We start from the raw sequence: 15861 nt of genomic DNA on the forward strand, positions 1-15861 counted from the left end.
TTGCAACAAAGCAATTGTTTCTTGCAGGAATCATAAAAAAGTTTGGCAAATCAGAAACGGACTGCCTTTTGGTCTGCGGCGAAACTGGTATATAATATGTCATGATAATCCATTACGAACCAGCCAACAGGACTCCCGTGTCTGAGACAAACCGCATCGCCCTCACCAGCGATGTATGCATTCCGCTCGGCGAAATTGAAATGAATCCCATTCGTGCTCAGGGCGCTGGCGGTCAAAATGTAAATAAAGTTTCAACAGCCATTCATTTGCGTTTCAACATTGCTGACTCGTCACTGCCAGACTTGTATAAGGCCCGCCTGCAACAGGTTCGTGATTACCGTATATCGTCTGATGGAATTATCAACATCAAGGCGCAGAAGTATCGCAGTCAGGAATCGAATCGTGAGGACGCGCTGCAGCGCCTGATCAATTTAATCAACAAGGCGATGATCGTTCCCAGACAGCGACGCCCGACCAGGGCATCGCGGCAATCCGTCAAAAAACGGCTGGACAGGAAAACGAAACGGGGTCAGCTTAAAAAACTGCGGGATAAGCGTGTTGGCCCGGACTTCAGCTGATACCGGCGTTAGACACTGAGTTCAGCCAGGCCAGAAATTTTTCGTCTACGTACTCACTGCCCGCAATACTCAGATGATGACTGTCCCGATAGAGCAGATGCTGCTGGCGCTTCAAAGGGCATTGCCCTTCGTGGCATAAAAATGGCGTGGGATTAAAAATAAGCAATCCGCCCTGATTCTGGCTGAGCCGCCTCAGTAAATCTGCGTATTCCTGCTGTCTCGACAAAACGGCGCCCGTCTGCAGATAACAACCGGCTTTGGGAGCCAGTGGGCGATCAATGCAGCGTTCCGGCATAAAGGGCACTTCAGGAATGTCCTGAAACAGAACCACTTTTTTTCCAGCTTTTTCCAATGCCTGTACTGTTCGGGCCAGCCCATTATAAAAGACCTCCAGCCGTGAGATATCAGCCGTCTGGGCGCCCCTGTCCTGCAGTACAAAATGCGAGGGGGAATGTTCGCCCATGTGTTGTGCCGCATACCCTGTTTTACTGATATAAAACGGCCCCAGAGAGGCCAGCACCACCGTGTCTATGGACGGATTATCCATAATCAGTTTCAGAGCGCTTTGATTGGCCTCAACGCAGCGATCCTCGCTGCCCAGCCAGTAGCTCTGTACGTTCAGTAAGGGAGGGCATCCGCTCTCCCCCACAAACAGCCAGTTCGTCGAGGCATCTTCTTTCAGCAAACCGGGGAACAGGTGATCCGCATGACTGTCTCCCCACAGGGCCTTCGTTGGTGCACCGGTTCTTGTCTGCATACACCAGGTCAGTGATTTTTTTTGCTGGCTGCCGGCGTTACAGGTCGCTGCCAGCTTTCGATATTGTTCAAATCCTTTGATGTCATCGGTCAGCGATTGCCTTGCCTGCACAAGACCCCGCCCGTCCAGCCCCTGATTCATATAGATAAAAAAGGCCAGTCCACTCAGAGATAACAGCATCAGAACCAGTATCTGAGCGCTGACAGCCGCATGACGCCTGCCCGCGGGGGAAAAGCGAATGGGGTTTTCGAGAAATGCCCAGGTCAGCCAGGCAAGAACAGCGCTCGCCAGCAGAAGGCTTAACGTCAGCGCGTTCGACAGAGTGCCAGAGTAAATGATGCGCGCAAAAGACAAGAGCTCCCAGTGCCAGAGATACAGAGGATAGCTGATCAGCCCGACAAAGGTTAAGGCCGACAGACTTAAGAGACGCTGATTGACCCAGGCCGTTGGCGTAGCCAGCAGTATCCCGGTGCACAGAGTGGGCAGTAATGCTGCCCATCCAGGATAAATCAGGCGGCTGCTGAAGAGCATAATGCCAAGCGATAAAACGATAAGGCTGGCAGCGCTCAGCAGATTTATAACGATGGGATGTCTGGCTATGCCCTGATTGACCGGCAGACAGGCCAGAGCGCCTCCCAGACCTAACTCCCAAAAACGAGACGGCGGAAGATAAAACGTTGTCACACCATGATGTCTGGCCCGCAGCACATTGAATAAAAACGAGAGGCAGACTACCCAGGTGATGGCCGATAAGGGTTTGAAGCGTTTTTTCCAGATGATATAGATAAACACGGGCCAAATCAGATAGAACTGCTCTTCAATCCCCAGCGACCACAAATGCAATAAGGGTTTTAATTCGCTGCTGACGTCGAAGTAGCCTGACTCTTTCCAGAGCAGAATATTGTTGAGAAAAAAACTGCTGCCCAGAATATGCTTATTCAGATTTTTGTATTCTTCGCTCAAAAGCAGAAAATACCCGGCGATCATGGCCGTCAGCAGCACCAGAATAAGAGCCGGAAAGATACGGTTGATTCGTTTGATGTAAAATGTTGACCAGCGAAAGCGCTGGCTGGCTACCTGCTGAATAATGATGGACGAAATCAGAAAACCGGAAATCACGAAAAACACGTCAACACCGATGAACCCGCCGGGAACCAGGGCGGGAAAGGCGTGAAACAACACCACGGACAAAACAGCAATCGCCCGCAGCCCGTCGATGTCTTTTCGGTAATGTGTGTCCATTGGCAAAGCAGGATCCATCGGTAAGCAGAATAGGAAATCAGGGTGTGGAGTATTTCATTTCAAGGCAGGTATGTCAAAAATCGCTCTATGCGGAACATGGCCGCATAGATCGATTGGCAGACAAGGCTTACTGGCGGGGTGGCCGGCTGTTGTACGTTGCCACTCTGGCGCCCCAGTCGAGCAGATTTTTATTGCAATCGTCCTTGTCCAGTATCACCTCAACAAAGCACAGGCAGTTCAGCGTGGGCAGAATCTTCATGACCTCGAGCAACTCCTGCCAGGTTGAGACCTTAAAGCCACGCGCCTCATGGGCGGCACCGTTAAATACGGACACCAGATCCTTGTACTGCCAGTTATTGATGACATTGTAGGGGCCATCATGAATCTGAACCTCGATGGTGTATGAGGCATTATTCATCAGGAAAATAATGGGTTTGTAGTCATAGCGAATCAGAGTTGATATTTCCTGAGCACTCATCTGGAAGGAACCATCGCCTATCAAGGCAACAACCCGCTTTTTATCACCCAGAGCCGCCTGCATGCCCAGCAGAGCACCGACCGACCAGCCAATCGATCCATATTGCATTTGTATTTCGAAGGGACAGTCAACCGGCAGCTGCAGTTTCATGCTGTTAAACCAGGAGTCTCCGGTTTCTGCCAGTATGGCATGTTCCGAACTTAACAGGGCCTGAATCTGACCAAACAAAAACCGCGTGGTGACCGCAGTATTGCGTTCATCCGGCTGATCATACAGGGGCGCCTTACCGGCAATCCGCTGATACGCTTTCAGTGAGCTGTCGTTGAAGGTCAGCCGCGACTGCAGCCCTTCGAGGAAATCGCCCATGGTCACGCCGGTGTACACTTGCCCAAGAACCGTGATTTTGCCTTCTTCAATAATAATGGATTTTTTGGGCTGAATATTACAGACATGTCCAACCGTGGTGTAATCGTTAAAATTGGGACCAATAAACAGGTACATGTCGCTTGATTCAACAATTTCCCCGCAGCCGGGTGTACTGACAGGCCCCCAGTAGATTCCCATGTAATTAGGGTGCTCTTCGGAAACGAAGCTCTTGGCGTCTGGCATGGCCGCCAGTCCGTAGCCACAGGCGGTGCTGAGAGACTCCAGTAAACCATCGCCTCGCCAGTGTCGCGCGCGGCTGCCAACGATCAGCACTGGCTTAACAGCCGCATTTAATTTTTCTGATACATCACGCAGCGCCTCGCTCAAGGCCGACGTATCGCTGGAGCGGCGGTTGTTCAGCGCGCGCCGGGTAGGCGTTGATACGCTCATGCCGGCGATATTACAGGCAATTTCGATATAAACCGGTTTGTTCCGTTCCATGGCGATAGCAATGGCTTCATCAATCTGAAACGGGGCGTCGGCAGGACGGTGAATAAATACAGTGTGAGCGGTTACGTGCTCAAAAATACGACGGACGAAATCATTATGTTCCGTTGCCAGCGTATGATGGAGAATCTCGGCGTCCTGAATGGAGTTGGTATTGGGTCCGCCTGAGATAACAATAAGCGGCAGGTTCTCGGCGTAGGCTCCGGCAACTGCATTCAATGCACTGAGCGCGCCTACACTGAAGGTCACAACCAGAGCCGATACACCCTTGATACGGGCGTAGCCATCCGCTGCGTAGCCGGCGTTTAATTCGTTGCAGCAGTTGATCATGTTGAGCTGCGGATGCTTAAGCAGTTCGTCAAGCAGACTGAGATTATAATCGCCTGGAATGGCAAAATAGGAGGCGATACCCAGTTCTTCCAGTCGCTGCGCGAGATAGGTTCCAACCGTTGTCATGTTCACTCCCTTGATTTAGATCATGGTATCTGGTCAAAGCGTAGCTGGTATATCAGGAAGGAGCAAGTTGTGAGCGATTTTAACACATATCCTGGATAGGCTGTCATTGCGAGCGTCAGCGAAGCAATCCACGTTCGGAGCACGGAACCATGGATTGCTTCGCTGACGCTCGCAATGACTAAGATCGGGTTTATCTTTTGTAAAATCGCCTGCTTATGCTTTCGTCCTGCAAGTCTGGAGAAAGGATAGTCAGGCAGGCAGTGGGTCGCGGCCGCACCTGCCAGTGTCGGACAGCCGGATCAGGCCTCTTCGCTGACACTCAGAATAACAATGGGTTCAACAGGCACATCAGAATGTCCGCTGTTGTTGCCGGTTTTTACTTTACCAATCGCATCAACTACGTCCATGCCTTCAACCACTTCACCGAAGACGCAATAGCCGTAGCCCTGAGCGTTTTCACCGGTGAAATTCAAAAAGCTGTTATCAACCAGATTAATAAAAAACTGCGCCGTAGCCGAATGCGGGTCGTTCGTTCGCGCCATGGCAATAGTGCCGCGCTTGTTGGGTTTGGCTGATTTGGCTTCGTTTTTAACTGGCTCGTTCGTTTTTTTCTGAGACATGTCAGCCAGCATGCCGCCGCCCTGAATCATAAATCCGCTGATCACCCGATGAAAAATTGTGTCATTGTAAAAGCCACTTTTTACGTATTCGCGAAAGTTGTTCGCTGTGTTCGGGGTGTTTTCATCATCCAGGTTAATTTTGATAACGCCGGCGGATGTATTAATAACGATCATGAGATCTCCTGTTAATTAAATAAAAATCAGCCATTATAAAGCAGGCTGAGTCTGACCTGACCGGGGATTGCCAAGAATCAGATCGCGCATTCTAGCACAAACATCGTGCATTACGTGAATATTATGAATACTTGCCAGGGCGGTGAACAGATTCGCCTTCTGTTTGAACAGATGATGCAAGGAAGCACGGCTGTGGTTCTGACAGGTGTAGCAGGTACAATCGGCCATGACCGGTGAAAAATCATTGGCGAAAGACGCTTTCTTAATCTGCAGCCGGTGATTGTCGTATTCGCTGTCAAAGCGCAGCCAGTGTCCATCCGGCACCACACGACCACAATATAAGGCGCCATGGCGTGCATTTCTTGTCGGGGCAACGCAGTCAAACATGTCGATGCCCTGCGCCACCACGTCCAGAAGATCCTGAGGCGACATGCCGACGCCCATGGTGTAGCGAGGCTTGTTTTCCGGTAAAAAACGCCTGACCCACTGAACAATCTGCACCGTTTTTTCCATATCAAAGCCAACGGTTTCACCGCCGATTGCGATGCCATCGGTATTCATGGACGCTACAAAATCAGCGCATTCGCAGCGTAAATCCTCGTAGATTCCACCCTGAACGATACCAAACAAAGCCTGGCTGTAACCATAACGCGACTGAGGAAACTGCTGGTGGTACACCATGGATTGCTGCAGCCAGCGATGCGTTCTCACCATAATACGCTGCACCTCGTCACGCGAAGAGCCATCCGGGGTGCATTGATCAAAGGCCATAATGATATCGGCGCCGATGATTTTTTGCGTTTCCAGCGACATTTCAGGGGTCATATGAATCAGGCGCTGACTGTCTGGCAGAGTAAAATGAGCCCCCTCTTCATCAATCGTGCATATTTCACGGTTCTTCGACAGGCTGAATACCTGGAAGCCACCGCTGTCGGTTAACATGGGGCCGTGCCAGCCCATGAACGGATGCATGCCGCCGGCCTGTTCGATCACGTCCATGCCTGGCGCGCACAGCATGTGATAGGTATTGCCGCCCAGAATAATCTGGCTGCCCGCAGCGCAGAGCTCGCCGGGCATCATGTTGTTGACACCAGCACGTGTTCCCACGGGCATGAAAACAGGGGTTATAAATTCACCATGCGCCGTGGTAACACGGGTTACGCGTGCTTCGGTATGCGCATGTTTTTCTATCACTTGACAAGTAAAGGCAGTCATAAGGTTCGATTCGGAATAAAGCGGATAAACAAGGTTGTCAGTAAAACACCGGCAAAATAAAGCAATACCCAGCCCGGCATTGAAATACCCAGCCATTGCCAGGTGATTTCACCGCAATCTGCGGCACCCAGGAATAAAGCGTGCAGAATATCACGCCAGGGGAAATAACGCATCAATACGTCCATGGTCGGCAGGCATGAGGCGATTTGATCCGGAGGCAGGGACTGCAGCCATAACTGACGGCCGGCAAAATACGGGCCGGCAAGTGCCACCAGACATTGAACCACGCTCAGCAACGTTCGCTTTCCGGGGCGTCTGAGCATCAGCAGGGCACTGGTAATCAGCACAATCATCACACAAAAACGCTGCATCAGACACAGAGGACAGGGTTGCAGCCCTTTTACCCGCTCAAAATAAAAAGAACAGAGCAAAACGAAAAGCGTGATCAAAAATACCGCTCGGTGCCCGTATCGGTTAAGCCAGTTAATCATGGTTGTGGCAACATATATTCAACAGCCTTTCTGATATCCTCGTCACTGCAATCACTGCATGTACCTTTGGCCGGCATGGCATTAAGCCCTTTGATGGCCGAGGCTACCAGACCATCGAGTTTTTTCGCAGTCAAACGAGGTTTCCAGTCCGCCTCATCACGAAATTTCGGCGCGCCAGCCAGACCGGTTTTATGACAGACCACGCAGTGTTTGTCATATATTTCCTGACCAGACAAGGCCTTGGCAACCGGTTGTGCGGCCGGAGCCACCGCGGGTGCTGAGGCAGCAGGCTCGGTGCGTACGCTGCCAACGGGCTGAATACGCTGCTGGATCTGCTGACGCTCATAATCTTCAACAGCCCAGGCAGACTGAATAAAAGCGCATAATAAAACGATCAGGCTGATTCGCATGATAATCCTCTAATAATCAATAGCACGATAATACCGATACACCGCTCCAATTTCCAGCCTGAGCGCACATGTGGAGCCCGTCGTACCGCAAAAAGCTTCCCAAACGATCCTCTTTCGATGATACTATTTACCTGAAAAATTGCCAGGAGGCATAATGGGAGTTATTTTGCTGTCTATTTTAGTCATCGCGATTGCTTACGTGTGCGGCTCACTGTGCTCGGCCATTATCGTCAGCCAGATGTTCGCTCTTCCGGATCCACGTACGGAAGGTTCTCATAATCCCGGTGCAACCAACGTGATGCGTCTGGCGGGAAAAAAATACGCCGCACTGGTATTACTGGGTGATATGCTCAAAGGCTTATTGCCCGTTATGCTGGCGAGATTTCTGGAAGTACCTGACGCAGTGGTCGGCTTCACCTGCCTCGCGGCGGTTGTTGGTCATATGTACCCTGTTTTCTTTGGTTTTAAGGGTGGCAAAGGTGTGGCCACGGCGCTGGGCGCATTTCTGGGTCTGCATTTTGTGATGGGCGTTGTGCTGGTAGCGACCTGGTTACTGGTGGCCAATATTTCGCGTTATTCTTCTCTGGCCTCGATGGTTACCATCACGCTGGCGCCGCTGTATGCCATTGTCAGTTCGGGAAACGTAAACAGCTTCCCAGCTCTGGGCATTATTACCATTCTGGTGCTATACCAGCATCGCAACAACATAACCCGCCTGATAGACGGCACAGAACCCGAGCTGCGGATTCGGCATAAACAGCTATCAGATCTGACCGACGATATTCTTAACAAATCCATCGCCGATGATATGGAGGTCTCTGAGAAAACCAGTCAGGCGGAAGAAGCACCCGCAGCTACGGCCGGAAAAAAACAAGAGCCCGGGGAAAAAGAACAAGGCTGAACGCTACACAGCATACCCCGATTATGGCGTGTCAGCCAGGTCGGGGATCCTGACTACTTTGTCAGCTGACTCTCACCCAATGGCCAGCGTGCCCTGACATCAATCCCCAGCCCTGAATCCAAATCTCCGGCAAGCGCATGCAGGCATCCGGCATAGGCAACCATGGCGCCGTTATCCGTACAAAATTCAATACGCGGGAAAAAAAGCTCTCCCCCGACCTTTTGCATCATATCCTTTAAAGCAGCCCGTAAGGCACGGTTGGCACCGACACCACCGGCTATCACCAGTTTTCTGGCACCGGTCTCGGCCACGGCCCGCTGACACTTAATTACCAGCGTATCCACCACCGCCTGCTGAAAGGCTGATGCGATGGCTGAGCGCGCCCTGTCGTTTTTCTGGCTGGCCAGCCAGGCTGTCAGCGCATGCGTTTTCAGCCCGCTGAAACTGAAGTCCAGGCCGGGCCGGTTGGTCATGGGACGCGGAAAAGCTGGTAAGTCAGGCTCGCCGGACGAGGGGAAATCCCGGGCATAACGATCAGCCAGATCCGCCAGTACGGCGCCTCCGGGATATGGCAGGCCCATCAACTTCGCCGTTTTATCAAAGGCCTCACCCACCGCATCATCAAAGGTATCCCCCAGAAGTTCATATTCACCCAGAGCACGCGCTTCCAGCAACTGTGTGTGACCACCTGATACAAGCAGAACAAGAAAGGGAAATTCCAGCTCAGGCATGTCCAGTCTGGCCGCCAGAATGTGTGCTTCCAGATGGTGCACTGCCAGCGCCGGTATGCCCAGAGCAAAGGCCAGGCTTTTGGCAAAACAGGCTCCCGTCAGTAAGGCACCAATCAAACCGGGTCCTGCCGTATAGGCAACGGCGTCCAGCTCCGACTTTTTCATGCCAGCCTGAGCCAGCACCTCATCCACCAGCGGGACAAGATGCTTCACATGATCACGTGAAGCCAGCTCAGGTACGACCCCGCCGTATTGACGGTGCAGAGCAATCTGCGAATACAGCGCCTGAGCCAGCAGACCTCCACGGGAATCATAAATGGCAACACCCGTTTCGTCACAGGACGATTCAATACCTAAAACACGCATTTCTACCTCTGAATCAGAAGAATTAACATCGATGGAGCGACGCGAGTATAACCGGATTTTATCTCAAGTGGATAAAGACGTATCAAATATACTTGACGGAGTTCGCAACTGCCACTAGAATTGCCAGCCTATTACTTTTAATTATACCAGAGGATTAGTTAATGCCCACAGTTCGTGTGAAAGAAGGCGAAAACCCCGAATATGCACTGCGTCGTTTCAAGCGCTCATGTGAGAAAGCCGGCGTTCTGACTGAATTACGTCGTCGTGAGTTCTACGAAAAACCCACTGCTGAGCGTAAACGCAAACAGGCAGCTGCTGTAAAACGTCATCTGAAAAAGATTTCACGCGATACATCTGCCCGTCGTACGACCAAACACCGTCGCAAATAATGATGTCCCTCAAAGAGCGTCTTAATAACGACCTGAAAGATACCATGCGTGCCCGCGATAGCAAAAAGCTGGGTACGCTGCGCTTGATTACCGCGGCTATCAAACAGATAGAAGTTGATGAGCGTATTGAAGTAGACGATGCCCGCCTGCTGCTTATTCTGGACAAGCTGGTAAAACAGCGGAAAGAATCAATAGCACAGTTTCAGGCTGCCAGTCGAGATGATCTGGTCGCTCAGGAAGAATATGAGTTAAGCATTATCACACCTTACCTTCCCGAACCGGTGTCTGAAGCCGAGATCAATTCGTTGATTGAACAGACCATGAACGAACTCTCTGCCACAAAAATAAGTGACATGGGTAAAATCATGGCCCACATTAAGCCTCAGCTGCAAGGTCGTGCTGATATGGCCAAAGTAAGTGCGATAATCAAGTCAAAACTGAGCCAGTAGGTTTAACGTGGCAGGCTTGATCCCGCGGCCATTTCTTGATGAACTGCTTCATCGAACTGACCTCGTCGAATTAATCGATTCCTATGTGCCGTTGAAAAAGCGAGGCAACAGCTATCTGGCCTGTTGCCCGTTCCATAATGAAAAATCCCCTTCATTCAATGTGGTAGCAAAAAAACAGTTTTATCACTGTTTTGGCTGCGGCGTCAGCGGAAATGCCATCAGCTTTGTCATGGCCTACCTGAACCAGGGCTTTACCGATGCCGTGGAAACACTGGCTTCGCGTGTCGGCATGACGGTTCCGCGCGAAGGTAATCCGGAAAAAACTCAGCAGACCCTCAGCCTCTATCAATTACTCGGTCGCGTCAGCCAGTACTACCAGCAAACTCTGAAACGCGCGGGCACCGAAGCCATTGCCTATCTGCGCAATCGGGGTTTAAGCGGTGAAATAGCCAAACGCTTTCAAATTGGCTACGCTCCAGCCGGCTGGCATACCCTGGAGCAGGAATTCCGCCCGAATAAAGCTGACCTCATTGCTACAGGAATGCTGATCCAGAAAGACGACGGCAAAACCTATGATCGTTACCGCCACCGGATCATGTTTCCCATTCATGACCGTAACGGGCGTATCATCGGATTTGGCGGGCGGATTATCGATCCCAATGACAAGCCGAAATACCTCAACTCACCCGAAACCATCATTTTTCAGAAAAACCGCGAATTGTATGGCCTGCATCAGATTCTGCAGCAAAACCAAAACGTCAGAAATATTCTGATTGTCGAGGGCTATCTTGACGTTATTGCGCTGGCGCAGCACGGCATCAACAACGCTGTGGCCGCTCTGGGCACCGCAACCAGCACCTACCATATTCAGCTGCTGAGCAAGCACACCAGACAGGTCGTGTTCTGCTTCGACGGCGACGAAGCCGGTAAAAAAGCCGCATGGCGTGCCCTGGAAAACAGTCTGGCGATGATCGACAACGATCTCGACGCCCGTTTTGTTTTTCTGCCCGATGGTCACGACCCCGACAGCCTTGTGCGCGCCGAAGGAACGGCTGCCTTTCTGGCCCGCATCGATGCCGCCATCCCGCTCAATCAATACCTGATGGAAACCCTGAGCGCCGGCATCGACACCCAGAGCGCCGCCGGCAAAAGCCGCCTCATCAACGCAGCCAAACCGCTTCTGCAGCTGATGCCAGACGGCGCGTGCAGACAATTGCTCATTGATGATCTGTCGCGCGCTACACGCATAGAAAACCATCGCGTTACGCAGCTGATTAACGATAAGACCGCCGCGGTGGTCAACGAAACGCAAAAACCCATTAGTCGCTCCCCCATTCGCCTGGCTGTATCGCTGATTCTTCAACATCCTGAGATCTATCAGAAATGCCAGGAACAAATCGATATCGACGAACTGGACGGCCCCGGCCAGGAAACTCTGCAAAAAATATTACGTCAGATAGCGCAAAACCCTGGAATGAATACCGCCAGCCTGATAGAGTTATGGCGCGAAACAGAACTGTTCGAATCACTGGGAAAACTGGCTGGATGGGACCATCAGGTGCCTGATGATGCACTCGTCAATGAGTTCATTGATCACATCCATTTTCTGAAAAAACAAAATATTGAAAATAAAATTAGCGAATTCCTTGCAAAATCAAGAAAACAGGGCTTAACTAATTCTGAACAATTAGTCTTGCAGGATATGATACAGAAAAATAAGCAGCAAACGGCACGTGATAAAAAATAACGCACGTTTTGCTGGTATGTTTGGAGCTGCGGGTTTATAATCGAGGCCTTTTTGTAGCTTTTAATCACTCATCTGATAAGTGCCTATGACCACTATAAATGATCAAGAACAGCAACGCTCGAATGACCAGGATCAACAACGATCACAAATAACCAAAGTGATCAGTCTGGGACGGGAACAGAATTACCTGACTTATGCGCAGATTAATGACCTTCTGCCCAACATTGTTGACACCGAACATTTTGATGTTATCACCAGCATGCTGGAAGGCATGAACATCAAAGTATTTGAAATACCACCCAGCGAGGATGAGCTGGCGCTCCTCGGCAACACCGAAGAGGCGCCGGAGGACGTTGACGAAGCGGCCGGCGTGCTGCTGTCTGTCGATAAGGAAACCGGTCGAACCACCGATCCTGTGCGTATGTACATGCGGGAGATGGGTACGGTTGAGCTTCTCACCCGTGAAGGTGAAATCCGCATTGCCAAGCGTATCGAAGAAGGTATTTACCAGGTTCTGCGTTCATTGGCTCACTACCCCGAGACCGTGCAGCTGGTTCTTGACGATTACGACCGCTTCATCGGCGAAGAAATGCGTCTGAGCGAAATCATCAGCGGTTTCTCCGACAGCGAAGAAGAAGCCCCACCGGCCAACATCGGTTCCATGCTCGACGATTCACAGCAGGGCGATCTGGCTGTTGCGGAAGACGGTCCGGCCATTCTGGATGATGAAGATGGTGATGACGGCGAAGGCGGCATCAGTGAAGTAGATGACGGCCCCAACCCTGAAGTAGCCAAAGTCTATTTTGACGAACTGCGCGAAAGCTTCAACCTTGCCACCGCATCCTTGCAGGAACGGGGTCGAACCAACAAGAAAACCGTTGAACTGCTCGACGCCATGTCAGAGTCGTTTCTAAAGCTGAAACTGACATCACGACAGGTAGACAAGCTGACACGCCATTTCCGCCAGCTTCGCAATCACATCCGCGAATTTGAGCGTAATATCATGCGCCTGTGTATTGAAAAAGCACGTATCCCGCGTAAGCTGTTCATTGACACCTTCCCGGGCAAAGAGAGCGATCTTGCCTGGCTGGAAACGCTGATCAAAGCACAGGAAAAGAAACTCGACTTATCGCGCATCGAAGAATACCGCGAAGAAATCACCCGCCTGCAGACCAAACTCGCCTCTTTTGAGGTTGAATACGGTTTGACCATCAGCGAAATCAAAGACATCAACAAAAAGATGTCGCTGGGTGAAGCCAAAGCACGCCGCGCGAAAAAAGAAATGGTGGAAGCCAACCTGCGTCTGGTTATCTCGATAGCCAAAAAATACACCAACCGCGGCCTGCAGTTCCTGGATTTGATCCAGGAAGGCAATATCGGTTTGATGAAAGCCGTTGATAAATTCGAATACCGACGCGGCTACAAATTCTCAACCTACGCCACCTGGTGGATACGACAGGCGATAACCCGCTCCATCGCGGACCAGGCCCGTACCATCCGAATCCCCGTGCACATGATTGAGACCATCAACAAACTCAACCGCATATCACGTCAGATCCTGCAGGAAACTGGCCGCGAAGCCACGCCGGAAGAACTGGCCGAGAAAATGGACCTCAGCGAAGATAAAATCCGCAAAGTCCTGAAAATCGCCAAAGAACCGATCTCCATGGAAACCCCGGTAGGCGACGACGAAGACTCACACCTCGGTGATTTCATCGAAGACAGCAATATCGAGTCCCCAATCGAGAGAGCCACGGCTGAAGGCCTGCGCGAAGCAACACTGGAGATTCTCGAAACCCTGACCCCACGCGAAGCCAAAGTGCTGCGCATGCGTTTCGGCATCGAGATGAACACAGACCACACCTTGGAGGAAGTAGGCAAACAATTCGACGTAACCCGCGAACGCATACGTCAAATCGAAGCCAAAGCCCTGAGAAAGCTCCGCCACCCCTCCCGCTCCGAAAAGCTACGCAGCTTCCTCGAAGGAGACGAAGGCTAAATATAAAATAATCCATCGCCACAGCAAATTGTTGTGGCGTAATTCCCTCTCAACGATTACAATATCCCCGTTTCGGGCCTATAGCTCAGTTGGTTAGAGCAGCGGACTCATAATCCGTTGGTCCTAGGTTCAAGTCCTAGTGGGCCCACCAATAAAATCAAGTAGTTACGAAGAATTTCAGAAAATTCAAAAAAGTCGTGTAGACGCAATGTAGACACTTTCAGGAAATAAATTTAATTTTAGACAGTTTGGATTGTTAAATATGTACTCTGTAAATAGTAAATTTCAAATGTTGTTTCTTGTCCTTTCAGTAAGTTCTCTTATATCTTCATGCACAATGATAGATAACCAAATATGTGCTGGTTGTCAAAGACCTTTATCGAAAGAGGCTGCTCTAAAATATAAAAACACTTCATTAGCGGACTTTATGAAAGAGCGCTTCACTGATCAGCTTGGTCGCGCTACAGGCTTTTATAATAAAGAAACGTCCAAAAATTCTATCAATATTCGATTGCTCGCCAATAAAATAGAAAGACCATATGCCGATATAAGGAATTTCTGCCAAGCTCATGGCGGAAATTTAGTAATTAAGCAGGCTTATTATACCCCACCTCCAGGTTTATATATTTCTGAAAATGATATAAAACAAGCCGTGTTTTACACCTACAAAAATGCAAAGGCATCTGCGCCATCCCAAATTACTATTAATAATATGATTGGCTCTGAGACTTATAATGTTAATAAACAGGATTATGCTTTAGGTGCGGCACAAAACGAATATTTAAGACTAAAACATAACGCCAATATCACAAATAACTCATTTGAAGCTCTAGATTACAGAAAAGCTATACGTGAGGGGAAAATAGGAAAATATTCGTGCATAAAAAATAAAAATAACTTATGGTGGGTTTCTATAAAGCCTTATAATGTAGAAAAAGATGGTAGTTATACTTGGATAAACACTCAGTTAATATTTGGTGAACATTAATAAAATAAAAACCCAGTTTTAAGTAATAAAAGAACCTACTGCAACGTCCAATAAAGGAAAAATAATGAAAAAATCAATCTTAATCGGAACACTTCTAGCCACATCATCCAGCTATGCATTGGGGCTCAGAAATGCTGAAATACTTGAGCATCATTCATGGTTTAGTGGCTCAGATAGTAAAGTTGCTATAACTTCTGGCCACATAGAGAATGGTACCAACCTTTATTTGTCGTCCTCTTCAACTGGTGCACGAGCAAATAATGCCAGAGGCACAGTTAACAGTAATATTTATACCAATGGCTCGCATAGCTTCTCTATATATAACACCTCTGGAAGCGACCAAACTTATACTATAAATATCAAATTGTGCGCTAACTCCACCTATTGTTTCCATGATCAAACAACCGTCAGAATTTACAAAGGTGGATCATATTCAAACAATTCAAATAGTTATCTAACTTGTTCATTTTCTTATGCCGGAAATTACACATTAGAGGCAACAACATCAATTTCAGGAGACACTTCCTCTAGTGCAAGTGATCGAGCATCTATTTATGTAACTAAATAATGAGTTAACATAAAACCATTATTTTAAGGGACTACTATGAATAAAAAAATTTTGATCTCTATATCTTTAATCTTGGCATCTTCTGTATTTGCCATGAACTCAAATCAAGCTGTCATACTTGAGCATAAAGCAAAAGTTACCGGTGCAGATAGCCAAGGTAAAGCCATAAGTGGGCATCTAAATAATGGCCCTCTTATTTATCCCGCCAAGACAAAAGGTTCATCAAATATTGCCTTAAAAGGAAAGGCGCATACATTAGCTCCAACAAAATAATTATGGGAATGTTGGGAGTGTTCATCTAGCTTGGGCGAGGTGACACAGTTAGATGAACACTCTCCAAATGTTAAAACACTGTAATTGCCACACTATCACAGACTGATACTTGCTTTGGCGACATTATCACCTTCGATCAATTAGTCAAATAATAAA

At 49.3% G+C, this 15861-nt stretch carries 16 protein-coding genes and 1 tRNA gene; 10 read left to right on the forward strand and 7 right to left on the reverse strand.

Annotation, left to right across the window (positions count from 1 at the left end; translation table 11 throughout):
• Positions 1-101: 101 nt before the first annotated feature.
• Positions 102-578, forward strand: a complete 477-nt coding sequence (gene arfB / locus ACQUTA_RS09115; protein WP_444987926.1) for an alternative ribosome rescue aminoacyl-tRNA hydrolase ArfB — start codon at positions 102-104, stop codon at positions 576-578.
• Here the strand turns inward: arfB and ACQUTA_RS09120 are convergent.
• The 6 genes from ACQUTA_RS09120 to ACQUTA_RS09145 all read right to left on the reverse strand — a co-directional run bounded on the left by ACQUTA_RS09120 (position 571) and on the right by ACQUTA_RS09145 (position 7294).
• Positions 571-2577 (reverse strand): acyltransferase family protein, encoded by a 2007-nt coding sequence (locus ACQUTA_RS09120; protein WP_444987927.1) that lies wholly within the window; start codon positions 2575-2577, stop codon positions 571-573. The genes arfB and ACQUTA_RS09120 overlap by 8 nt on opposite strands.
• 127 nt (positions 2578-2704) lie before the next feature.
• Positions 2705-4384, reverse strand: a complete 1680-nt coding sequence (locus tag ACQUTA_RS09125) for a thiamine pyrophosphate-binding protein (RefSeq protein ID WP_444987928.1) — start codon at positions 4382-4384, stop codon at positions 2705-2707.
• 299 nt (positions 4385-4683) lie between these two features.
• Entirely contained in the window at positions 4684-5178 is a 495-nt protein-coding gene (locus ACQUTA_RS09130; protein WP_444987929.1) for a peptidylprolyl isomerase, read from the reverse strand.
• 33 nt (positions 5179-5211) lie between these two features.
• Positions 5212-6393: a tRNA guanosine(34) transglycosylase Tgt gene (gene tgt, locus ACQUTA_RS09135; protein ID WP_444987930.1), complete on the reverse strand. Its 1182-nt coding sequence runs from the start codon at positions 6391-6393 to the stop codon at positions 5212-5214.
• Positions 6390-6884, reverse strand: coding sequence for a disulfide bond formation protein B (locus tag ACQUTA_RS09140; protein ID WP_444987931.1), 495 nt, complete (start codon positions 6882-6884; stop codon positions 6390-6392). The genes tgt and ACQUTA_RS09140 overlap by 4 nt, the downstream gene beginning before the upstream one ends.
• Positions 6881-7294 (reverse strand): c-type cytochrome, encoded by a 414-nt coding sequence (locus tag ACQUTA_RS09145; protein ID WP_444987932.1) that lies wholly within the window; start codon positions 7292-7294, stop codon positions 6881-6883. The genes ACQUTA_RS09140 and ACQUTA_RS09145 overlap by 4 nt, the downstream gene beginning before the upstream one ends.
• A gap of 154 nt (positions 7295-7448) precedes the next feature.
• Here ACQUTA_RS09145 and plsY point away from each other — a divergent pair, with 154 nt between their 5' ends.
• On the forward strand, positions 7449-8195 hold the full coding sequence (gene plsY, locus ACQUTA_RS09150; protein WP_444987933.1) for a glycerol-3-phosphate 1-O-acyltransferase PlsY: 747 nt from the start codon (positions 7449-7451) through the stop codon (positions 8193-8195).
• 53 nt (positions 8196-8248) lie between these two features.
• Here plsY and tsaD read toward each other — a convergent pair whose 3' ends face one another.
• The gene (gene tsaD / locus ACQUTA_RS09155; RefSeq protein ID WP_444987934.1) at positions 8249-9292 is read right to left on the reverse strand and encodes a tRNA (adenosine(37)-N6)-threonylcarbamoyltransferase complex transferase subunit TsaD; all 1044 of its coding nucleotides are present in this window, start codon (positions 9290-9292) and stop codon (positions 8249-8251) included.
• Positions 9293-9453: 161 nt separating this feature from the next.
• Here tsaD and rpsU point away from each other — a divergent pair, with 161 nt between their 5' ends.
• The 8 genes from rpsU (at position 9454) to ACQUTA_RS09195 (ending at position 15705) form a co-directional block, all read left to right on the forward strand.
• Entirely contained in the window at positions 9454-9681 is a 228-nt protein-coding gene (rpsU, locus tag ACQUTA_RS09160; RefSeq protein WP_444987935.1) for a 30S ribosomal protein S21, read from the forward strand.
• Between the two features lie 2 nt (positions 9682-9683).
• The gene (locus tag ACQUTA_RS09165) at positions 9684-10130 is read left to right on the forward strand and encodes a GatB/YqeY domain-containing protein (protein ID WP_444987948.1); all 447 of its coding nucleotides are present in this window, start codon (positions 9684-9686) and stop codon (positions 10128-10130) included.
• Positions 10131-10137: 7 nt separating this feature from the next.
• A complete protein-coding gene (gene dnaG, locus ACQUTA_RS09170) occupies positions 10138-11877 on the forward strand; it encodes a DNA primase (RefSeq protein WP_444987936.1) in 1740 nt (579 codons plus the stop codon).
• A gap of 85 nt (positions 11878-11962) precedes the next feature.
• Complete coding sequence (rpoD, locus tag ACQUTA_RS09175) at positions 11963-13876, forward strand: RNA polymerase sigma factor RpoD (protein WP_444987937.1); 1914 nt, start codon at positions 11963-11965, stop codon at positions 13874-13876.
• A 74-nt stretch (positions 13877-13950) separates the two neighbouring features.
• Positions 13951-14027, forward strand: a tRNA-Ile gene (locus ACQUTA_RS09180).
• 111 nt (positions 14028-14138) lie between these two features.
• A complete protein-coding gene (locus tag ACQUTA_RS09185; protein ID WP_444987938.1) occupies positions 14139-14864 on the forward strand; it encodes a hypothetical protein in 726 nt (241 codons plus the stop codon).
• A 64-nt stretch (positions 14865-14928) separates the two neighbouring features.
• Positions 14929-15432 (forward strand): hypothetical protein, encoded by a 504-nt coding sequence (locus tag ACQUTA_RS09190; protein WP_444987939.1) that lies wholly within the window; start codon positions 14929-14931, stop codon positions 15430-15432.
• 36 nt (positions 15433-15468) lie between these two features.
• Positions 15469-15705 carry a hypothetical protein gene (locus tag ACQUTA_RS09195; protein ID WP_444987940.1) on the forward strand — a complete coding sequence of 79 codons (237 nt, stop codon included), beginning with the start codon at positions 15469-15471 and terminating at the stop codon, positions 15703-15705.
• Positions 15706-15861 lie beyond the last annotated feature (156 nt).

This window comes from Legionella navarrensis, assembly GCF_052527415.1.